20 protein-coding genes are annotated in these 22,257 nt (G+C 57.6%); 2 read left to right on the top strand and 18 right to left on the bottom strand.

The features are described from left to right. The first annotated feature begins 57 nt into the window (after nucleotides 1-57). Nucleotides 58-711, top strand: a complete 654-nt coding sequence (locus tag WMO36_RS01930) for a potassium channel family protein (protein ID WP_033501112.1) — start codon at nucleotides 58-60, stop codon at nucleotides 709-711. A gap of 119 nt (nucleotides 712-830) precedes the next feature. Here the strand turns inward: WMO36_RS01930 and WMO36_RS01925 are convergent, their stop codons facing one another. The 18 genes from WMO36_RS01925 to WMO36_RS01840 all read right to left on the bottom strand — a co-directional run bounded on the left by WMO36_RS01925 (nucleotide 831) and on the right by WMO36_RS01840 (nucleotide 21,787). After that, nucleotides 831-1,613, bottom strand: a complete 783-nt coding sequence (locus WMO36_RS01925) for a TlyA family RNA methyltransferase (protein ID WP_337509678.1) — start codon at nucleotides 1,611-1,613, stop codon at nucleotides 831-833. A 10-nt stretch (nucleotides 1,614-1,623) separates the two neighbouring features. Next, nucleotides 1,624-2,649 (bottom strand): HAD-IIA family hydrolase, encoded by a 1,026-nt coding sequence (locus WMO36_RS01920; protein WP_349076609.1) that lies wholly within the window; start codon nucleotides 2,647-2,649, stop codon nucleotides 1,624-1,626. A 14-nt stretch (nucleotides 2,650-2,663) separates the two neighbouring features. Further along, nucleotides 2,664-4,358: a helicase gene (locus tag WMO36_RS01915; RefSeq protein ID WP_349076607.1), complete on the bottom strand. Its 1,695-nt coding sequence runs from the start codon at nucleotides 4,356-4,358 to the stop codon at nucleotides 2,664-2,666. A gap of 83 nt (nucleotides 4,359-4,441) precedes the next feature. Then, complete coding sequence (tyrS, locus tag WMO36_RS01910) at nucleotides 4,442-5,749, bottom strand: tyrosine--tRNA ligase (RefSeq protein ID WP_099571195.1); 1,308 nt, start codon at nucleotides 5,747-5,749, stop codon at nucleotides 4,442-4,444. 102 nt (nucleotides 5,750-5,851) lie between these two features. Continuing rightward, a complete protein-coding gene (locus tag WMO36_RS01905) occupies nucleotides 5,852-6,679 on the bottom strand; it encodes a putative ABC transporter permease (protein WP_349076693.1) in 828 nt (275 codons plus the stop codon). 10 nt (nucleotides 6,680-6,689) lie between these two features. After that, nucleotides 6,690-7,184 carry an HD domain-containing protein gene (locus tag WMO36_RS01900; RefSeq protein ID WP_349076606.1) on the bottom strand — a complete coding sequence of 165 codons (495 nt, stop codon included), beginning with the start codon at nucleotides 7,182-7,184 and terminating at the stop codon, nucleotides 6,690-6,692. A 99-nt stretch (nucleotides 7,185-7,283) separates the two neighbouring features. Continuing rightward, nucleotides 7,284-8,771 (bottom strand): argininosuccinate lyase, encoded by a 1,488-nt coding sequence (gene argH / locus WMO36_RS01895; RefSeq protein ID WP_022244997.1) that lies wholly within the window; start codon nucleotides 8,769-8,771, stop codon nucleotides 7,284-7,286. 110 nt (nucleotides 8,772-8,881) lie between these two features. Then, nucleotides 8,882-10,138 carry an argininosuccinate synthase gene (locus WMO36_RS01890; protein ID WP_003810287.1) on the bottom strand — a complete coding sequence of 419 codons (1,257 nt, stop codon included), beginning with the start codon at nucleotides 10,136-10,138 and terminating at the stop codon, nucleotides 8,882-8,884. A 77-nt stretch (nucleotides 10,139-10,215) separates the two neighbouring features. Continuing rightward, the gene (gene argR, locus WMO36_RS01885) at nucleotides 10,216-10,731 is read right to left on the bottom strand and encodes an arginine repressor (protein ID WP_004222349.1); all 516 of its coding nucleotides are present in this window, start codon (nucleotides 10,729-10,731) and stop codon (nucleotides 10,216-10,218) included. Further along, nucleotides 10,731-11,699 (bottom strand): ornithine carbamoyltransferase, encoded by a 969-nt coding sequence (gene argF, locus WMO36_RS01880; protein WP_099571196.1) that lies wholly within the window; start codon nucleotides 11,697-11,699, stop codon nucleotides 10,731-10,733. Before argF ends, argR begins: the two co-directional genes overlap by 1 nt. Nucleotides 11,700-11,749: 50 nt before the next feature. After that, nucleotides 11,750-13,045, bottom strand: a complete 1,296-nt coding sequence (locus WMO36_RS01875) for an acetylornithine transaminase (protein ID WP_349076605.1) — start codon at nucleotides 13,043-13,045, stop codon at nucleotides 11,750-11,752. After that, entirely contained in the window at nucleotides 13,035-13,991 is a 957-nt protein-coding gene (gene argB, locus WMO36_RS01870) for an acetylglutamate kinase (RefSeq protein WP_065435325.1), read from the bottom strand. The genes WMO36_RS01875 and argB overlap by 11 nt, the downstream gene beginning before the upstream one ends. 10 nt (nucleotides 13,992-14,001) lie before the next feature. Beyond that, nucleotides 14,002-15,174 (bottom strand): bifunctional glutamate N-acetyltransferase/amino-acid acetyltransferase ArgJ, encoded by a 1,173-nt coding sequence (gene argJ / locus WMO36_RS01865; RefSeq protein WP_250778500.1) that lies wholly within the window; start codon nucleotides 15,172-15,174, stop codon nucleotides 14,002-14,004. Continuing rightward, entirely contained in the window at nucleotides 15,171-16,265 is a 1,095-nt protein-coding gene (gene argC, locus WMO36_RS01860) for an N-acetyl-gamma-glutamyl-phosphate reductase (protein ID WP_349076602.1), read from the bottom strand. The genes argJ and argC overlap by 4 nt, the downstream gene beginning before the upstream one ends. A 146-nt stretch (nucleotides 16,266-16,411) precedes the next feature. Continuing rightward, nucleotides 16,412-17,140, bottom strand: a complete 729-nt coding sequence (locus WMO36_RS01855; protein ID WP_180753691.1) for a DUF4190 domain-containing protein — start codon at nucleotides 17,138-17,140, stop codon at nucleotides 16,412-16,414. A 24-nt stretch (nucleotides 17,141-17,164) separates the two neighbouring features. Beyond that, nucleotides 17,165-19,774: a phenylalanine--tRNA ligase subunit beta gene (gene pheT, locus WMO36_RS01850; RefSeq protein ID WP_302694598.1), complete on the bottom strand. Its 2,610-nt coding sequence runs from the start codon at nucleotides 19,772-19,774 to the stop codon at nucleotides 17,165-17,167. A 7-nt stretch (nucleotides 19,775-19,781) separates the two neighbouring features. Then, a complete protein-coding gene (gene pheS / locus WMO36_RS01845; RefSeq protein WP_004222372.1) occupies nucleotides 19,782-20,849 on the bottom strand; it encodes a phenylalanine--tRNA ligase subunit alpha in 1,068 nt (355 codons plus the stop codon). 65 nt (nucleotides 20,850-20,914) lie between these two features. Next, nucleotides 20,915-21,787: a TrmH family RNA methyltransferase gene (locus tag WMO36_RS01840; RefSeq protein ID WP_144170969.1), complete on the bottom strand. Its 873-nt coding sequence runs from the start codon at nucleotides 21,785-21,787 to the stop codon at nucleotides 20,915-20,917. Nucleotides 21,788-21,834: 47 nt separating this feature from the next. On the opposite strand from WMO36_RS01840, the gene WMO36_RS01835 reads away from it, so the two are divergent. Next, nucleotides 21,835-22,206: an FtsX-like permease family protein gene (locus tag WMO36_RS01835; RefSeq protein WP_302694596.1), complete on the top strand. Its 372-nt coding sequence runs from the start codon at nucleotides 21,835-21,837 to the stop codon at nucleotides 22,204-22,206. Nucleotides 22,207-22,257 lie beyond the last annotated feature (51 nt).

The raw sequence follows: 22,257 nt of genomic DNA, 5'->3' as shown, positions 1-22,257 counted from the left end.
GCAATCACACATGAATATAGTTTTTTGAAGACGGAATTTCGAAAGGTGTATAACATCATGGCTAACAACACCAGAAGCGTTCTCGTAGTTGGTTTGGGGCGTTTCGGCAGCTCTGTGGCCACCACGCTCGACATGATGGGCCAGGATGTGCTCGCCGTCGACAAAGATGGCGAACTGGTGAACCGTTGGTCTTCGCAGATTCCCACTGTGCAGGCCGACATGACCGATGTGATGGCGTTGGAGCAAATCAACGCATCCGATTTCGACACGGCCGTCGTGGCCATCGGCGACAGCGTCGAAGCTTCCGTCATTACCGCCGGCAATCTGCTCGACGCCGGCATTTCCGACATTTGGGCCAAGTCCGTGTCGAAGGAACACGCCCGCATTTTGCAGCGCATCGGCGCACGCCACATCATCAACGCGGAAACCGATGCAGGCAAACGCGTCGGACATCTTGTGTCCGGCAACTATCTCGACTACATCGAACTTGAAGGCGCATACAACGTCGTCAAAATACATACCCCCGCACACGTGGTCGGCTACACAATCGAAGACGCTCGCGTGCATGAACGTTTCGGCATCACCGTGGTCGGTATCAAATCCCCGGGCAAGGAATTCGAATACGGTTCGAAAGAGCTCATCATGCACCGCAACGACGAGCTCATCATCATGGGCAAGCAGGATCAGATCGACCGGTTCCTACGCGGCTGACATGCTCGTTCCATATGGAAAAATCCGGAATTTCATAATCATGATTTCCGGATTTTCTTTTACTTACCTTATTTGCCTTGCTTACACTGCAGACACGGTTTTCTCAATCAGCCACTGTTTCATTGCATGACCGCGTACAGCAGATATTCGATATTGCCATGCGTGCCTTCAATGGGAGATACCGTTGTGGCGCGCACGTCAAGCCCGTTGCATTCCGCGCATGCCACGACGGATGCCAACGCCTGTTCGCGTAATTCCTGACTTTCGACAATCCCGTTTTTCCCAAGGTTGCCTTTGCCGACCTCGAACTGCGGTTTGACCAGCAGCACGATCTGCGCCTGCGGTGCGGCGATTCTTGCGATCGCCGGAATCACATATGTCAGCGAAATAAACGATACGTCGGAAACAATCATTTCCGGACGATACGGCAAATCCTCCGCATACACGTCGCGAATATTGACGCCGCTCATTTCGATAATACGGTCGTCATGCGCGATTTTCGGATCCAATTGCCCATGGCCGACATCCAAAGCGATGACCTGCGCGGCATCATTGCGCAATAGCACGTCGCAGAAACCGCCGGTGGACGCGCCGATATCCAAGCAACGTAATCCTTGCGCGGAACGCAATCCGACGTCGGCGAACCGTTCGAACGCGCCGACAAGCTTGTATGCGCCACGGGAAACGTAGCCGTCTCCCCTATCGGCGGCGATGACGTCATCGCAACAGACTTTCGTTGACGCCTTGGTGACGGTGACACCGTTCACACTGACTTTGCCGTCCGCGATCAGACGTTGCGCTTTGGAACGACTGTCGGTCAGACCTCGTTCCAACAACGCAACGTCAAGACGAACCACTTGAACGGAATCACTGTTTCGCAATGGTTTTCCAATAATCGGCATGAACTGTTCGTTAGGAAATACGGAGTTCCGGAACGATGATGCTGCTCACGTCGCGTCCGCTGTCAGCAGCGGCCCACATGGCACTGCATGCGGCACGCAACCCGTCGACGCTGGTGACGTCGGTGACATACAGACGATCGCCGTCAACACGAGCCTTCGCATCGCGGCACAGCCATGCGCCCTCATCATGCACCACTTCAGGAGCAGGCTCGTTAAGGCCGCGCAAATCCTTGGCGATGTAGGTTGGGCGAAGATGCGCCGGCGCGAACATGAGTTCGTTCGGATTAGTGACGCCGGTCAACACCGCAAGGGAATCATATCCTCCACGATTGCCCGCCTCGATATCGGTGTCAAGACGGTCTCCAATGGCGAGGCACAGTTCCTTGGCCACCGGATCGTCACCATCATGGGCTGCGAGAACGCGCGCTTCATCATACATGGCGGATTCCGGCTTGCCTGCGGACGAGACCGGTTCCACACCGGTGGCGTTGATCACCGCCATGATCATGGAACCGCATCCCGGGGCGATGCCAAGCTCGCGGGGAATGGTCAGATCACGATTGGTAACGAAATAGGTCGCGCCATGCTCGACTGCATAAGCAATCTGCGCCATCTCATTCCATGACATGTCGGGATACCAGCCTTGAATGGCGGCAACCGGCTGCTCTTCCGCACGATCGACGACCTCAAGTCCCTGCTTGGACACTTCCTCACGCAGATGTTGGGCGCCAAGCACGAAAACCTTCGAGCCTTCAGGCACGGCACGCGCCACCATTCGTGCGGCGACAACCGACGAGGTGATGACCTGCCATGGTTCGGCTTCCAGATCGAACCCTTTCAGCTGGTCCGCCACCACGGACTGCAATCTGGACGAATTGTTGGTGGTGTATTCCACCGTCATGCCCAAGGATTCGGCCTTGCGAATATTCTCGGCGGCATGTTCCACAGGGTTCTTACCACGGTAAACCACACCATCAAGATCGAGCAACGCCAGCTTGTATGTCTCACTGAGCGGCTGATTCGTGAACTTCAGCATGTGGGCCACGCACCTCACTCGTTGTCTTCGGAGGCTTCGGAAGATTCCTCGGCCTCATCTTCGGCGCTGTGGGCTTCGTTTTCCACGATTTCATCCGCTTTGTCGGCTTCGGATGGTTCAGCGTCGGCCTGAGTCGCCGGCTCGTCATCGGATTCCGCGCCAGCTTCCGCCTCCTCGGCCTCAAGCTGGGTTTCATCGCTGGTTTCGCCGTTCTCGTCGATGGCTTCGGATTCGCCTTCCTCATCCTCAGGATCTTCCGGGGCGTACTGCGCGTCATCTTCGGAAATGCCAAGCACATCCATGAGTTCGTCGTTCAGCTCCTGCATATCGTATTCGACAACAAGATCATCGGAAGTCTCATCATCCTCAACATCGGCATACTGCAGTTCGAGCTTGTCAAGCAGACGATCCAATGCGATGGCCTCATCGGTACGACCGGCCTCTTCAAGGAAGTACTGTTCGGCCTGCACCGCACGCATGCGGTATTCGCCGGCCAATCCCTTGGAACGACCCAGCGTATGCACGATCTCAATGGCCTTGTCCCACATCTTCAGATCGCCCAAGGCGCCCGCGTAAACCAGGAACATTTCAGCCTTGGCTTCGCCGCGCAGATACTTGGCGTCGTCGCTCGCTGCCACTTCGATGGCCTTCTTCGGCTCGCCCATGCCACGCTCGCAGTCGGCGATGAACGGCAGGTAATCCAGGAAACCGTTCATGCGGAACGCGGTACGGAACTCGCGTAGTGCAAGCTTATAATCACCCTGACGGTATGCCACGAAGGCGAGCGTCTCACGAGCAAAATCAATGCGGGAAGCCTGACGCGCCACCCACTTGGCGTGTTCGAGAGCCAGTTCCGGATTGCTTTCCTCAAGCGTGTATGCGGCAAGAATGTGCAGACCGATGTTCTCCGCGTGCTCCTTCGACAGTCCACGCAGGCGTTCACGATCGTCGGTGGTGAGCATGCGCCATTCGATACCCTTCGGCATCTTCGGCTCGTCAGGACGACGATGCGTATATGGATTCTGAGAGGGGAAGCTCACCGTACCATCGGAATTGCGGCGTGGCTTGGCCATATACTCGCCACGCTTCTCCTCGCGGTAAGCCATCTTCTCTTCGCGGGTGAACTCGCGGCGTTCCTCACCCTGCTGCTGGTTACGATCCTTGTGGAAGTCGCGGCGCTGGTCGTCACGATGGAAGTCCTTACGATCACCATCACGGAAATTACGGCGGCCGCCGTCACGACGATCATTGCCACGATGGTCATCGCGGCGGAAGTTGCGGCGATCGCCGTCACGATGGAAGTCCTTACGGTTTCCATCACGACGATCGTCACGACGGAAACCGGAACGCTCGCCATCGCGCTGATAGCGCGGATTGTCTCCACGACCGCCACGATAACCGCGATGATCGTCGCGACGCTCGCCGTCACGGTTGAACTTGCGCGGACCGTTATGGAAGCGGCGCTCCTGACCTTCCCCCTCACCATCACGACGGAAATCGCGGTCGCGGTGGAAATTGCCGCCATTGCCCTTGCGGTATCCGCCCTTATGGTCGTCGTTGTGGAAGCCGCCGGACTTGTGGCCGTAGGACTTGCCGCCATTGCCACGCGGCTTGAATCCCTTGCCGCCGCGATTGCCCGGCCTGCCCGAGCCGTAGGACTTGTGGTTGCCGTAGGACTTGCCGCGCGATCCGCGCTGTTCTTCTGCCATGCTGTTCCTTATATTCCTTGTATTTTTTGAGGGTGGTCTTCGTTTGTTCTTTGCTTACGCTTGTTTGCGCCGTTCGCGATCGCTTACGCGTTTTCGACGACGCCGAGGGCCTTCTTGCCGCGACGAATCAATGCGAAACGGCCATGCAGGAAGTCGTTTTCGTTGAGGATCTGCTCTTCGTCTTCAACACGGGCGTTGTTCAGATACACGCCGCCGGCCTTGATCGTCTTGCGCGCTTCGGAAATCGACTTGAACAGTCCGGCCTTCATGCCGGCTTCCGCCACACGGTCGCCCACCGCAGCCTTGGCGAACTCGCCGTCGATCTTCACGCCGTCAAGAGCGGCTTCAAGCGTGGACTCGTCAATGCCTGCAAGATCGCCGCCACGGCCGAACAACGCGCCGGCGGCCTCAATGGCCTGTCGGGTGGCTTCCTCACCATGCACCAAGCTGGTGACCTCCCAAGCCAAGGTGCGTTGCGCCTCGCGTGCGCCCGGATTGGTCTTGCTTTCCTCCACAAGACGTTCGATCTCCGCCTTCGGCAGGAACGTGAACACCTTCAGCAGGTTCTCCATCTCGCTGTCGGGGCGGTTGAACCAGAACTGGTAGAACTTGTACGGGCTCAGCATAGTGCCATCAAGCCAGACGGCGTTACCTTCGGACTTGCCGAACTTCTTGCCTTGAGCGTCGGTGATGATCGGACTGGTGAACACGTTCACATCCGCGCCACGTACCTTGTGGATCAGGTCAAGACCGGACGTGAGGTTGCCCCACTGGTCGGATCCGCCAAGCTCCAGCACGCACTGGTATTCGTCGAACAGATGCAGGAAGTCGTTGCCCTGCAGCACCTGATAGCTGAACTCGGTGAAGGAAATGCCCTCTTCAGAATTCAGTCGACGGGCGACGGTGTCTTTGGCAAGCATGGTGCCTAAACGGAAGTTCTTGCCGACGTCACGCAGGAAATCGATGACGTTCATGGAGGCGGTCCAATCATAGTTGGATACGAAACGAACCGGATTGCTGCCTTCCACTTCGAGAATGCCGCCGATCTGCGCCTTCAGACGCTCGGCCCAACCAGCCACGACATCCTTCGGGTTCAACGTGCGTTCGCCCGACTGGCGCGGATCGCCGATCAAACCGGTGGCGCCGCCGACCAAAGCAATCGGATGATGACCCGCAGCCTGAAGATGGCGCATATTGATCAGCTGCACCAGATTGCCGATATGCAGGGAAGCTGCGGTCGGATCAAAACCGCAATAATAGGAAATGGGATCTCCATTCAACGCTTCGGCGAGTCGATCCCTGTCAGTGGACTGGGAAATCAACCCGCGCCATTCCAGTTCATCGAGGACGGACTCGAAACCGGCCTCCTTGAAATCGATGACGTGAGCCATAGCTGTGCTTTCTCCCTATTGAATTGCGGATGATACTGCGTTTTACGCATCCTACAGTTTCGCAGAAGATGAAGACAGCCACACTCGGCGTTTTTCGTGGAATTATTTGATGTCGGCATTATTGTGCGATTGCCTGCGACGCAGCATTTCACGTACGGTTTCGATGATCTTGCTGTATTTGGTGGAATCCGTGGAGCGCAAACGCGGGAACGCACTGATCATACGACGCTGCTGTCTGTTCAAAATGGAAGTTGCAGTGGCCTGCATGTTGGCAAGAGCCTCAAACGCCTCTTGGGAGGATTCCGACAGGCCTTGGAACGTACCACGGAATTTATCTCGGAAAGCATCCCTACCCCATTGCAACGAGTCGCCGGCCTTTTCCGCATATGTTTGGACGGTTTCGCTGAACTTCGCAAGATTGTCGGCAAGATCGATGACGCCAAGCACTGTGATGACGGTATCTGTAATAACGATCACAGCGAAAATCGCACACATCCAATGCACGGCCGGCAAAGGAATCATCCGTGTTATACGTTCCACCACCGGCTGGGTGACGTCAGTGATGATCACGCCCGCAAAGCCGAACACCACGGCTCCCAGTAGGCAGATTCGCCCCTGGATGTTGAACCGGTAGTGGCTGTAGTCCCACCATCGGGCGTGGAACAGCTTTTCCATACCCCAAGAGGTAACGTATTCGAGCGTGCATGCGCCAAACGACGAAATGAAGAAAATCACCACGGGGTTATGCAGATCGTGCAACAGCACAATCGCCAAAACCGCGCCGCAACCGTAGATCGGACAAAGCGGACCGTTGAGGAAACCTCGGTTCACCCAACGATGTTCCGAAATGGATACCAGAATCGACTCGTACACCCATCCGACAAATGCATACAGCAGGAACCATAAAAACAGGTATTCCAATGCAATCATGCCATGCATTTCACTTTCCACTCTCCGGATTGTCAAGCGCCGGCTTGTTGAAACGGTCCAGAGAAAGCGTCTCCTGCGTGGCGCTGATCTTGTCAGCCACAGTCACCAGATATCCTTCGATATACCTTGGTGGGCAAGGCGTCAGCGGGAACATATGGTTTTCGATGCTGTCGCGTTCCACACGATTGAGGCGGAAATCGCGCATGGCATTGCGCATGGCGGTGCCACCATGAGTGAAACCATGCATGCGATGCACACCATCGTCCCACTCGTGCCAATCATAAAGAAAATAATCATGCAGCAAAGCGGCGCGAATCAGCGAACGCAAATCCACCCTATGCCATAAGTGCAGCCTGTCTGCGATCCATACGGCCAGACAGGCCACACGGATGGAATGCGCGAATGTGGTGACCACGCCATGCTGGTAGCATTCTCTCTCGATCCGCATATGTTCATGGTTAAGGATTTCCCGCCCGTGAATACGGACAAGATGTTGTATCTGCATGCGTGTCAGCAGCACCGCTTTGCCTTGCCTATTCGATTGGTGTCGATTGGTTTTCGTTTCGTCGACTTCGGAATCGTTTGTTTGGGATCCGATTAAAGCTCACTTGAGCAATGATTCCGGCGTCTTGTATGCAGGGCCATCGCTGACGGAGTTCGCGAACGCGCGCAGCTGTTCGATGGCGGTTTTCGCGGAAACGATCTGCTCGCGCACGCGCAGCGGAGACGTGCCTCCCTTGCCGTTACGGGCGGAAACCGAACCTTCGGTGGACAACACCTCACGCACTTCAGGTGCCTTGTCGGCCGGAAGGAATTCCTTGAAGACCTCGACGAAGTCATCGTCGGTCAAATCCCAAAGTTCCTGACCACGGTCTTCGGCGATCTTCACGCATGCGCCAGAAAGCTCATGCGCATGACGGAACGGCACGCCATTCTTGACGAGCCATTCAGCGATGTCGGTGGCAAGGGCGAAGCCGGTCGGAGCTTCCGCTTCGAGGCGCTCCTTGTTGAAGACCATGGTGCCGACCATACCGGTGAAGGCCGGAAGAAGCACTTCCAACGTGTCGACCTGGTCGAACACCGCTTCCTTGTCTTCCTGCAGATCACGCGCATAAGCGGTAGGCAGGCCCTTTAGCGTAGTGAGCAGACCAGCCAGATCGCCGATGAGACGGCCGGACTTGCCTCGTGCGAGTTCCGCGATATCCGGGTTCTTCTTCTGTGGCATGATGGACGAGCCGGTGGAATAGGCGTCGTCAAGGCGCACGAACGCGAATTCCTGGGTGTTCCAAATGATGATCTCTTCAGACAGTCGGCTGATGTCGACGCCCGCCATGGCTGCGATGAATGCAAATTCGGCGACCAGATCACGGCTGGCGGTGCCGTCGATGGAGTTCGCGGTCACCTTGGAGAAACCGAGCTCGCGGGCCACGGCCACCGGCTCCAAGCCGAGAGTGTTGCCGGCGAGGGCGCCGGAACCATACGGGCTGGCGTCGATGCGCTTATCCCAATCGGCAAGACGTTCCACGTCGCGCAGCAACGGCCACACGTGGGCCATGAGCTGGTGTGCGAGCAGCACCGGCTGGGCGTGCTGCATGTGGGTGCGGCCCGGCATGACGGTGCGTCCGGCCTTTTCGGCCTGTTCGGTCAGTGTGGCTGCGAGACCAAGCAGCATTTTGGCGATGACGCGGCTGTGGCGGCGGAGCCACATGCGAATCAGCGCGGCGATCTGATCGTTGCGGGATCGACCGGCGCGAAGCTTGCCTCCAAGCTCATCTCCGGCGATCTGAAGCAGCCCACGTTCCAATGCGGTGGCCTCGTCCTCATCGTCTTCGATCGGAGCGAACGCACCGGAGTCCACACGGCGCTGCAGTTCGTCGAGAGCGTCTTCCATACGCTGCAATTCATCGGCGGTCAACAGTCCTGCACGTCCAAGCGCACGGGCATGGGCACGTGAGCCTGCGATGTCGTCATCGGCAAGACGCCAATCGAATTGGGTGGACTTGCTTAGTCGCGCGAGTTCCGGAGACGGGCCGGACTTGAAACGGCCGCCCCACAGGGCGAGGTGTTCACCATTGGTTGTGCTCTCGGTCATTGTTACTTCATTCTCCTTGCAGATATGACTGAGGGAGAGAATACCAGTCAGGATGGTCCTAACGGTACGCTCTCCCCCATTATCGAGACGATTCAGCGTAAAAAACTCACTTACTCAACGCTGTTTTCCGGAACCTCGATGCCATTGCCGAACTTGACGTCGCGGGCTGCGGCCACACGGCTCGGCAGACCATAGATGTCGATGAAGCCGTTGGACGACTTCTGATCGAAGCTATCACCGGAATCGTAAGTGGCCAGATTGTAGTCATACAGCGAGGTGTCAGAACGACGACCGGTCACGACGGCGCGCCCACCGTGCAGGATCATGCGGATTTCGCCGGAAACGTACTTCTGGGTGTCTTCGATGAAGGCGTTCAGGGACTGCGTTGCCGGGGAGAACCACTGCGCATCGTAGACGAGTTCGGCCCAGCGCTTGTCGATATCGCGCTTGATGCGGTGCTGCTCGCGCTCGAGGCAGCAGTTTTCGAGTTCCTGGTGGGCGGTGATCAGTGCGATAGCGCCCGGAGCCTCGTACAGCTCGCGGGACTTGATGCCGACCAGACGGTCCTCAATCAGATCGATACGTCCGATGCCCTGTGCACCTGCGCGACGGTTCATCTCTTCGATAGCCTGCAGCGGGGTGACGTCATGACCGTCGATCTTGACAGGGATGCCCTGCTTGAATTCGATGACGACCTCATCTTCGACCGGCGGGAATGCCGGATCATCGGTGTAGGAATAGCAGTCCTTGGTCGGGCCGTTCCACGGATCCTCGAGGAAGCCGGTTTCGATGGCACGGCCCCACACGTTCTGGTCGATGGAGAACGGGCTCTTCTCGGTCTGCACAATCGGAAGCTTGTGCTCCTTGGCGAAGGCGATTTCGACGTCGCGGGTCAACGACAGGTCGCGGATCGGGCTGATGGCCTTCAACGTCGGGTCGATGGAAGAGATGGACACCTCGAAACGAACCTGATCGTTACCCTTGCCGGTGCAGCCATGGGAAATGGTGTCAGCACCAAACTGGTGTGCGGCACGTACAAGATGCTTGGAGATGAGTGGACGGGAAATGGCGGAAACCAGCGGATACACGCCTTCGTACAGCGCATTGGCCTTCAATGCCTTCATGCAGTATTCATTGGCGAATTCGTCACGGGCGTCGACCACGTAGGCTTCGACGGCGCCGCAGGCAAGCGCGCGCTGCTTGATGGTTTCGAGGCTTTCGCCACCCTGACCGACGTCGAGGGACACGGCCACGACATCCTTGCCGGTGCGTTCCTTTAGGTATGAGATGGCGACGGAGGTATCCAGACCACCGGAATATGCCAAGACGAGACGATTCTGATCGCTCATGGTTTCCCTTTCTAACATCAAACGTTATTCATCAGTATATGCAATGCTCTGTATATTTATGCATATACGGTGCGTCGCGTCCACTATACGGCTATTCAGCCTTTGGACACGACGTCCAACAGCCATTGCGCACGCTGTTTCGCATAATCGTCATCGGCGCAGATCACCATGACGGTATCGTCCCCGGCAATGGTGCCGAGCACGCCATCGATGGGCTGCTTGTCGATCACACTTGCCACATACTGGGCCGCGCCAGACGGCGTGTGGACCACCACCAGATTCCTAGCCGCCGCGACCGAAGTGACCAGTCCCGAAAGCACACGATTCATCTGTTGTTCCGTTTTTGCATCAGGATTGGCCGACGCGCTTTCCTCCGGCTGTCTGCCCAGCGCATAGGCCACGGTTCCGTCAGCCAAACGGGTTTTGGTGGCATGGATCTCGTCAAGATCGCGGCTCAAGGTGGCCTGGGTCACTTCGATGCCCTGATCCGCGAGAATCTGGGACAGCTGCGACTGCGAGGTGACGATGCGCGTCAGCAACGCCTGCTCGATGGCGCTCAATCGAGCGGCCCGTGTGGCAGGACGTTGCAGCGCAGGTGTTTGGTCCGTCATCAGGCCAGCAGGCTTTCATCGCCGCGGGTCTTGCCGGTAAGCCAAGTCAGCAGTGCCTTCTGCGCATGCAGACGGTTGCCGGCCTCGTCCCACACCACGGACTGTGGTCCGTCGATGACTTCGGAGGTGACTTCCTTGCCACGGTATGCCGGCAGGCAATGCTGGAAGATAGCGTCTTCCTTGGCATAAGACATGAGTTCGGCGTTCACCTGATAATCCCAGAACGGCTTGGAACGGATGGCGTATTCCGATTCTTCGCCCATGGAAACCCATGTATCGGTGAACACACAGTCGGCACCGGCGACCGCTTCCTTCGGATCGGTGGTCACCAACACGGAACCGCCGGTTTCGGATGCGATGGCTTCGGCATCGGCAACGATCTGCGGATCCGGCAGATAGCCGTTCGGCCCTGCGACACGCACGTTCATGCCGGCCACGGCGCCACCAAGCAGATAGGAGTTCGACATGTTGTTGGCCGCGTCGCCGAGGTAGGCGATGGTCTGGTTTTTCAGATTGTCGACGCCACCACGATGTTCTGCGATAGTCTGGAAGTCGGCAAGAATCTGGCAGGGATGGAATTCATCCGTCAGAGCGTTCACCACCGGATGGGTGGAATACTTGGCCATTTCCTCCACACGATCCTGGCCAAAGGTGCGCCACACCACGCCATAGGCCATGCGGTCAAGCACGCGTGCGGTGTCGGCGACCGGTTCGCCACGGCCAAGCTGGGAGCCGGACTTGTCGATGACCAGCGGATAGCCGCCCAGTTCGGCAACGCCAATGGAGAAGCTGGAACGGGTTCGGGTACTCGGCTTGTCGAAGATCACCGCGATGCCCTGCGGGCCGGCGAATGGCTGATGGTAGAAACGATCGTTGTGGAATTTGATGGCGAGTTCGAGAACCTGCTTCTGTTCTTCATGGTTGAGATCGTCATCGCGCAACATGTGGCGCAATTCAGGAGTTGCCATTGTTGGCTCCTTTCAAAAGAGTTTCAGTTCGTTGTGATTGCCGGCTATGTTCAGTCGTTGGGAAGATTCGCGGGGATCTTCGCGAGGATGGAGATGGCCTGATCAATATCCTGTTCAGTCACCACCAGCGGAGGAACAAGACGAAGCGCATCTGGCGCCACCGCGTTGACGATCAAGCCGTGCTCCAACGCCCAATTCATCGCCGCATGCGCACATGGATGGGCAAGTTCGACCGCATCGAGCAAGCCACGTCCACGCACGGAGACGAAAAGCGGATTGCCGCAAGCCATGATGCCGTCACGCAATTGCTGGCCACGCGCCTCGGCGTTGGACACAAGGCCGTCTTCCTCAATGGTTTCCAACGTGGCCATCGCGGCGGCCGCTCCGAGCGGATTGCCCGCAAAGGTGGAGCCGTGGGAGCCTGGGGTGAACAGTGCGGAAAGCTTGGCGCCGAAGGAGATCATGCCACCCATCGGGAAACCGCCTGCAACGCCCTTGGCGAAGGTTACGATATCCGGAACCACTCCGCCCGAGAGATCCTCACGCTGGAACGCGAACCAGGATCCGGTACGCCCGATACCCGTCTGGACCTCATCGATGATGAGCAGCGCGTTGTTGTCGTCGCACATCTGACGGGCCTTCTTCACATAGCCGGCCCCAAGCGGACGCACGCCAGCCTCACCTTGGATCAGTTCCATGATGACGGCGGCGACAGGTCCCTTGCCGTATTTGCCGAGACCGGTTTCGGCAAACGCGTCATGCAATGCGGCCTCGTCACCAGCTTCGACGAATTCGATATTGGGAACCAGCGGCTCGAACGCTTCTCGGATGGAGGGCTTCCACGTTGCGGACAGCGCGCCCATGGTACGCCCATGGAAGCCGTGGGTCATGGCGATGATACGTGCCGGCTTCCCGCCAATGGCAGGCGATGCGCCCGGCAAGGTGCGTCCATACAGTTTGGCAAGCTTCAATGCCGCCTCGTTGCCTTCCGCTCCGGAGTTGCCGAAATACACATGAGATCCCTCGGGAGCGTCCGCAAGCTCAATGAGCTTCGACGCCAGTTTGATCTGCGGCTCCGTGGCGAAGTAGTTGCTCACATGGGCGGCTTTGGCGGCCTGCTCGCTGACGGCCTTCACCCATTTCGGGTGGGCGTAGCCGAGTGCGTTCACCGCGATGCCCGCAAGGAAGTCGAGGTATTCATTGCCATCGACGTCCCAGACATGCGCGCCTTCTCCGTGGTCCATAACGCGAAGCGGCGTGCCGAACACGTTCATGTGCACTCGGGAGTACTTCCCCAGCCACTTGGCGTCCTCACTGCCGAGGTTTTCCAATTGTTCAGTTGCCATACGAGCTCCTCATTTCAATACCGTCTTCGGGAACGACCATGGTTCCAATGCCATCTGTGGTGAAAATCTCATTCAGGATGGAATGCGGCTTGCGTCCGTCGATGATATGGGCGCGAGGCACACCTCCGTCGATGGCCCTGACGCAGGCCTCCATCTTGGGACGCATGCCGCTTTCCAAATCCGGCAGCATATCGCGTAGGTTCTCCACGCCGATGCGTCCGATCAAAGAGTCCTTGTCTGGCCAATCGGCGTACAAGCCATCCACATCAGTCAACACGACCAGCTTGCTGGCTCCAAGGGCGGCCGCAAGCGCCGCAGCCGCGGAATCGGCGTTCACATTCAACACTTCGGTAGCATCATCCTCATTTGGAGCCACCGAGGAAACAACAGGAATGCGTCCGGCATTGATCAGATCCTCAACCGCGGATGCGTCGACGCTCACCACGTCGCCGACCAAACCAATATCGGTTGGAGAGCCATTGATGATCGGCTTGCGCTGCATGGCGGAAAAGAGCGCACCATCCTCGCCGGAAAGACCGACTGCGAACGGGCCATGGGCGTTGATCAATCCGACAAGTTCACGGGAAACCTTGCCCGTCAAAACCATACGCACCACATCCATGGCCTCCGGCGTGGTGACCCTCAGACCTCCCTTGAATTCCGACTTAATGCCCAAAGCCTTAAGCATGTGCGAGATCTGCGGGCCTCCGCCATGCACCACAACCGGATGCAAGCCGACCTGTCGCAGAAAAACCATATCTTCAGCGAAACAGGCTTTGAGATGATCGTCGATCATCGCATTGCCGCCATATTTGATGACGATGCGCTGTCCGGCGAATTCCTCAAGCCATGGCAGTGCCTCAATCAGCACTTCCGCCTTTTGGTCGGCGCGCAAATCGGTATGCACGTCAAAATGGAATCCAGGTCCTTTGAGTTCCTTGGTCATTACCGTTCAATCAGCTTTCGTAATCTGCATTAATGTGTACGTATTCGTGGGTCAAATCGTCAGTCCAGACAGTTGCTTCCGCATTTCCCGCATGCAAATCTATGTCGATGTGCACCTCGCGCGGAGTCATGTCGACTTCGGATCGGTCGCGTCCGGCTCCGCCGTTCTCACAGATACGCACGCCATTGACATCAACCGTGACTTTATTGGAATCGTATGGCGCGACTTCCGGCGGCACGGTGCCCAACGAGCTGACGATACGTCCCCAATTCGGGTCATTGCCGGAAATGGCGCATTTAAGCAGGTTGGACGCGGCCACCGCACGACCGCAGGCAAGCGCCGCATCCTCCGTGGTGGCGCCGATCACCTTGACACGGATGTCGTGGCTCGCGCCTTCGCCATCGCCGATGATCTGGCGTGCCAGAGACGCCGTGGCCTGCGCAACGAGATCGTTGAATTCGTCCGGATCGGGTTCGATGCCCGAAGCGCCGGATGCGAGCAGGAGCACCGTATCGTTGGTGGACATGCATCCATCCACATCGATGCGGTTGAACGACATCTCCACTCCGGCATTCAATGCCGCCTGCAACTGGCCGGCGCTCACCACGGCATCCGTAGTGATGACGCACAGCATGGTGGCCAACTGCGGGGCAATCATGCCCGACCCCTTGACCATACCTCCGATATGGAAGCCGTTGGAGCCTTCCAACTCAACGGTTTTCGGCTTGGTGTCGGTGGTCATGATGGCATGGGACGCATCCGCACCGGCCTGAGCGGTATCGGCAAGGGCCGCGAACGCTTTGTCTGCGCCAGAAAGCACATGGTCAAGAGGCAGAAGCTCACCGATCAGGCCCGTGGAGCAGACCGCGATATCACTGTCTTTGGCACCTACAAGCGCCGCGACCTTTTGGGCCGTGGCCTTGGACTGCTCATATCCCGGCTGGCCGGTGCATGCGTTTGCGCCTCCGGAATTAAGGATGACGGCTTTCACATGACCGTCGGCCACGATCTTGCGCGTCCACTGCACGGGAGCTGCGCAGAAACGGTTCGAAGTGAACACTCCGGCAGCCATATCCAGCGGACCGTTATTGACCACAAGAGCCAGATCCTTCTTACCTTCGACTGCGGAAATACCGGCTTCCACGCCAGCCGCGGAAAAACCTTGCGCAAACGTTACGCTCATGGCGCCACTCCAATCTTTGTCAGTCCTGCATCTTCAGGAAGTCCCAGTGCTACATTCAACGACTGCACCGCTTGTCCGGCCGTGCCACGGTTGAGGTTGTCAATTGCCGCGAAGGCCAGCAAACGACTTGCCTTGCGGTCGACGGCCACCTGAATATGGGCCGCGTCCGATCCGATGATGTTGGCGGTGGCCGGCATAACGCCTTCAGGCAAAACAATCATGAAATCCTGATCCGCATATGCGTCAGCCCAAACCTGCCTGATTTCAGCATCCGACATGCTCAATGCTTTATCGGTTAGTTTAGCGGAAACCGAGGCAAGAATGCCACGGGCCATTGGCGCAAGAATAGGAGTGAATCCCAGCGTGAACTCATTTGCCACAGCTGCGTTCTTTCCTGCAGCATGGGCGAAGTTCTGCAAAATCTCAGGAATATGACGATGAGTGCCGCCGACAGAATACGGTAATGCGGAACCGAATGCCTCAGCTGCAAGCAAATTGACGCGCTTCAGATTCTTCCCTGCGCCGGAGTAACCGACCACCAGATCGGCAACAATATCCGTCGGCTCAACAAGCCCTTGGGCAATGCCCGGCTGCAGCGCCAATGTAGTTGCGGTCACATTGCATCCCGGACCGGCAATACGCGTGGTTCCTGGAATCACTTCACGTTGGCGCCGGTAAGAACCATCTTCGGATATGCCGGTAATAAGCTCAGGCATGCCGTAAGTCCAGTGCTCATAGAAGTCACCGCCGTAGAACTCATCCCATGCGGTTTTTTCCTCAAGCCTATGGTCGGCCCCCAAGTCCACCACCACGGCATTCGGATCAAGCTGCGAGGCCAATGCGCCGGATGCCCCATGAGGCAGAGCAAGAATGATGACATCATGCCCATTAAGAACTTCCGGAGTGGTGTCTTCCACCACAAGGTCGGCAAGTTGCGGAATATGCGGCATATGCTTGCCAAGCTTGTCCCCAACGGACGAATGCCCGGTCACGCACGTCACTTCGAAATATGGATGGGCCGCGAGGATACGGAGGGCCTCGCCTCCCGCATATCCGGTCGCGCCGGCCACGGCTACTGTGTATTTGGCCATAGTCACGTCTCTTTTCATTGACTCACTGAAAACACATTCAGCATACACTTTATGCACTATATTGCATAATTATGCATTCGTTTCGTGTCGCATAGTGGTCATTGCGTGACTATGACGATTATCAGAAGACAAGGAAACACGCCGAATCAGGCGGTGATTGACTCGTCTCCTTGGCCTGATCCCGCACCGCCAAGCATGTACTGCAAGGTCTCGTTATACAGGTCGGCGACGGATAGTCCATGCATCGCCAACCAAATCACGGCCAAAGTATACAGCACGTTGATGATCACCGCGGCGAGAGCCAAGCCATGCCCTTTCATGTGGAGCTTCTTGGTGCGCCACATCGAGATTGCGCCGACCAACGCAGGAAGGACCGGCACCGGCATCAGCACGGCAAACACGAGAGACATGATCGCATAGGCATCCCAATGGCCGTATGCGGGATTCTGCCGGGGATCGTTGAGATCCAGATTCGGCAGATAGGGCATATTGCCCTGTTGTGGATATTGGTTCGGATCATACGGATTTGACCCATACGGATTGGCACCGTATGGATTCTGTTGTCCGTTCGCATTGTACGGAGGCATTGGCTGCTGCCCGTTTGGAGGGTATTGCCCCGTTTGATATTGCATATTCTGCTGCTGGACGGCATCCACAGGTTGCGGTTCAGGTTCAGGCGCGCCATACACGTACGGATCGTAGCCGGCTGGCAGCTGGCTGCTCATCGCGCCATATTCGGGTTGGTTGATTTGACCATACTCCGGCTGTGAAGGCGCAGCGGCACCAGAAGATGACGAAACCGGAGCAGCATCAGCCGTCTCCTGACGTTCGTCGGTGTTGTTCGGCTGATACTGTTCCGGTTCGTTCATAATCATCCTCTGTTCTTGGGAAGGTCGAGATCAGGCGCGCAGCTGCGCACCCAGTTTGGACGCTTCATCCACAATACGCTTGCGGATAGCTTCGCTGTCTTCGGAGGCGAGAGTCTTATCCGGAGCACGGAATGTGACCGCGTAGGCCAAGGACCTCTCTCCTTCGCCCAGCTGATCGCCGGTGTACACATCGAACAGCTCAATGCTTTCAAGACTGTTTCCGGCGGCTTCGACGATGACCTGCTTGAGTTCAGCGGCCGTAACGTCGGTGGACACCGTGAAAGCCAGATCCTGTTTGACCGGCGGGAAGGTGGAAATCGGCTTGGCCTGCACCGGCTTGCCGCTCAACGTGGCGAACAGCGCGGTCAAATCCAATTCGAAGGCCGCGGAATGGGCAGGGAAGCCCAACGCCTCGTTGACATGCGGGTGAAGCTCGCCGACCATGCCGACGAATACGTCACCGGCCATCACGCGGGCTGCACGGCCCGGATGCCATTGTGCCGACACATCTTCAGCCTTCGGCTGATCCAGTGTGAGAGCTGCGCCAATACGGTCGGAGATGCGCTGCACCGCCTCGACGGCGTCAGACCAATCCACTGCGCGGCGGTCGCCCAGCCAACCGGAGTCAACGGCGTTGCCGGTCAGAATGCCAGCAACGTGCATCGGCTGTTCCGGAAGACCGGCATCAAGCGCGGCAAGCTGCTCGTCCGTCGGCTTGACGGCACCCGGCAGCGCCGGAATCGCCGGAGCGTTCGGATCCCACAGATACACGTGGCCAATCTCATACAGAGACACATTCTCCACACCGCGACGCAGATTGCGCTGAACGGTCTGTGCCAGCGTTGGAATAATGTCACGACGCAGGAACGGACGATCACCGGCGAGCGGGTTGGCGATCTCCACGCTGATGTTCTTCGTCTCAGCGGCGTCCAACGCGAAGTTCTTGTAATCCTCATCGCCGACGAATGGATAGCTCAACGTTTCCACCATGCCGTATTCGGCAAGTTCATCGGCAACCTGACGCTTACGCAGCTGCTCAGCAGTCAGACCGACCCTGCCTTCGACCGGTGCCGGCGGCACGGTGACGGGAATCTCGTCATATCCGACAAGACGTGCCACTTCCTCAACCAGATCGCACGGCTCGTTCAAGTCGGGGCGCCAACTCGGAGGCACCACGGAAAACTCGCCGTTGCCGCCTCCTGCGACAGAGCAACCGATATCGGTAAGAATGTCGCTGATGGTGTTCACGTCCGTATCAAGTCCGGCCACACGAGCCACTTCCGAAGCTTTGAACAGGATCGGACGGCGGTTAGAGACGGTATTGAAGTCGGTCGGGTGCTCGCTCGGCTCGCCATTGCCGTACTTGACCATCAGTTCGGCCGCCATCTGGGCGGCTGCCGGCTGCAGCTGGTCGTCCACACCGCGTTCGAAACGACGGGAGGCTTCGGACGGAATCTTGTGACGACGTGCGGAACGCGCGATCGACACCTGATCGAAGTGCGCGGATTCCAGCAGGATGTTCTTGGTCTCAGCGGTAACCTCGCCGTACAGACCACCCATGACGCCGGCGATGCCGAGCACACGGGAACCGCGCTCACCGTTCGGGGAATCGGTGATCAGCAGATCTTCGATGCTCAGATCATGGTCCTTGCCATCCAGTGTGGTGAGTTTCTCACCCTCATTGGCGCGGCGCACCACAATCGGTCCTTCGATCTTATCCAGATCGTAGGCGTGCATCGGCTGTCCCAAGTCGAGCATCACATAGTTGGTGATGTCTACAGCCAAGGAGATGGAACGCATGCCTGCACGGGCCAGACGGCGACGCATCCAGTTCGGCGTATGGCTGGCCGGATCGAAGCCCTTGACCGCGCGAGCGTAATAGCGATCGCATCCGACCACACCGTGAATCGGATTATTGTCGTCGACGATCACTTCGATATCGGTCTTGGTGCCTTCCGGCAGACCCTTAGTGATCGGCGCCTTCTCATTCAGAGCGACAGCAGGATCAGTGTAGGCGGCACCGGTGGAATGATGGTATTCGCGAGACACGCCACGGTATGAGAACGCGTAGCCGCGATCCGGAGTGATGTTGATTTCCAGCAGCGGCTCATCCAAGTGCAGCAGGTGCATGGCGTCGTCGCCCGGCTGGAGCTTCTCATACTCTTCCGGGGTGAAGCCGTACTTGCGCAACAGGATGATGCCATCATGGTTATCGCCCAAACCAAGCTCACGCTCGGAAGCGCACATTCCGTTGGAGATATGACCGTAGGTCTTGCGCGGCTCGATCTTAAAATCGCCCGGAAGCACAGCGCCGGGAAGCGTCACGACGACCTTCTCGCCTGCGGCCATGTTCGGAGCGCCGCAGATGATGCCGCGCGGCACCTTGTTGCCGTTCTCATCGGTTTCGTTGTATTCGTCACCGACGTCGACATGGCACCAGTTGATGATCTTGCCGTTCTTCTGCGGTTCCGGAGTGGCATCGACCACGTAGCCGACGACGATCGGACCAACCAGCTGGGAGGTGTGAATCTCTTCCTCTTCGAGACCGACCTTCACCAGATCCTTGGCAAGCTGTTCGTACGTAAGGCCTTCCGGAACCTCGACGTGGTCCTTGAGCCAATCAATGTCAACCATTGGCATGGGTCAATCACTCCCCCATCACAAACTGTTCGCTGAATCGCACGTCGCCTTCGACCAGGTCGTGCATGTCGTTGATGTCATGGCGCAGCAGCAGGGTACGCTCCACGCCGACGCCGAAGGCGAAGCCGGTGTAGACCTCGGGATCGAGGCCTGCGGACTTCAGCACGTTCGGGTTGACCATGCCGCAGCCGCCCCATTCAAGCCAGCCTGCGCCACCCTTCTTATCGGGGAACCACAGGTCGAGTTCGGCGCTCGGCTCGGTGAACGGGAAATAGCTCGGGCGCAGACGGGTCTTGGCTTCCGGACCGAACATGGCCACGGCAAGCTTATCGAGCACGCCCTTCAGGTCGGCCATGGTCAGATGCTTGTCGACCGCAAGAGCCTCCACCTGATGGAACACCGGCGTATGGGTGGCGTCGAGCTCATCGGTGCGGAACACACGGCCTGGGCATGCGATGTACAGCGGCACGCCACGGGTGAGCAGACCACGCACCTGATCGGAGGAGGTCTGGGTGCGCAGCACCATGTTGGATCCGACGAAGCCTGCGGCATCCTTGGCCTGATTGCCCTTGACGTAGAAGGTATCCTGCATCTGACGTGCCGGATGATCGGGACCGAAGTTCAGCGCGTCGAAGTCGTACCATTCGGTTTCCACTTCAGGACCGTCGGAAATCTGCCAGCCCATGGAGATGAAGAAGTCTTCGACATCCTCCATCAGCTTCGGCAACGGATGGCGCGCGCCAAGCGGCTTACGATTGACCGGAAGGGTCATGTCCACGGTTTCGGCGGCAAGCGCACGGGCCTCTTCCTCGGCTTTGACCTGCTGTTCCTTGGTGCCATACGCACGACCGAAATCGGCGCGCAGCTTGCCCATAATCTTGCCGGCGTCTTTCTTCTGGTCCTTCGGCAACGCGCCGATGGCCTTGCTGGCCTGCGTCATCGCGGATTCCGCTCCGGCGTACTGCGTCTTGATGGCTTTCAATTCCTCCATGCTGGAGGCGTTTTCGATTTTCGCGATGCCCTCGGCAACCGCATCGGTTACCGCTTGGGCGTCGAATACCGCACCTTCTGCCACGAGATACCTTTCTCATTTCCCGTTTGTTTTACGCGAAAAACGCGCAATTTCAACGTTTTCCGACTTTACATTCTTTCAACATGACTCGACATAGCCAAGCTCAGCAGCATTACCGCCGAACTGGTACCGAGGTTCAAGGATTCCGCTTTGCCATAGAGCGGTATGGACACGATCCTATCGGTTCGTTCCAAAACTTCCTTGGTCAATCCACGCGCCTCATTGCCAAACAACACCGCTTTGGCTCCGGCAAGCGTTTCCGGCGCGGCGATTACATCCGTCAGGGATTCCGGCTGTCGGGAATCCGTGCCATATACATCGGCCGCATACACTGCCAGCTCGTGAGTATCGCACCATGCAAAGAAGTCGTCTGTTCCCATGGCCAGAATCGGAAGGTGGAACAGTGATCCCGCAGTGGAGCGGATCACTTTCGGATTGAACACGTCCACGCAGTCGTCGACCAATACCACGGCAGAGCAGCCGGCCGCATCGGCGGAACGGATCACGGTTCCAGCGTTACCGGGATCGCGGACCTGCCAAAACGCGGCGACCATCGCATGTCCGTCGAAATCGTCTGGAACAGCGGATGAATCAAGGAAAGCCTGCATGTCTGCGACGGCAAGCACGCCTTGCGCGTCGGCGCTCATACGGTGCATCACCGCATGAGTGACCTTGTGCACATACACGCCGGATTGCATGGCCTTGCCCGCCATCTGCGCGACGACAGGTGTCACAAACGAGGCATCGGGCTGTGCTGACTCGACCTCAACGTAAAGGTCCTCGACAATCCCAGGATGGTATGTCAGCAGCTCACGCACCGACTGCGGGCCTTCCACCATGAAATGGCCGGACCGTTTCCGCCCTTTTCGATCGGCAAGTTCGGACACGCGGTGGACGCGCTCCGACTTGGTGTTCGCAATGACTTCGGATTTTATAGGCATACGCGTTAGCCTAACACCATTGCCGCAACGAATGCCCCGTTCATGTCGTGTTTTTGATTCAGAAAAGTGGAGAATCGCGAATCCAACCTGGTACGCTCAACAACCTGTCGAAGTTCGCGTTGACGCTGCTCATTGTGGTGCTGGTGGTCATCACATTGCTGAACGTACGTGAACGTAAGTATGAGATCGGCGTACTTACCGCGATCGGTGCGAACAAAGTCAAGGTTGCGGCGCAGTTCGGTCGCGATATGCAGGGTGTCAATGGACGCTTCGCTCCCCTTATTTCGCCCCATATTCGGCATGTCATGAATTTGGCAGGCCGAGTATGGGGCTTTTGCACATCCATGAAAGATATGCACAGCTTGCGAGTGTGTCTCACCGCTTTCGATTGGTTTGCGAACATCGGTTCGTTACACTGATTGTCTGACTTATTGTCTGATTACGGTTGGGCGCGCGACATCATCCCATGA

Source organism: Bifidobacterium hominis (assembly GCF_040095915.1).
Classification (GTDB): Bacteria; Actinomycetota; Actinomycetes; order Actinomycetales; family Bifidobacteriaceae; genus Bifidobacterium; species Bifidobacterium hominis.
This window is presented reverse-complemented; position numbering and strand designations above follow the sequence as displayed.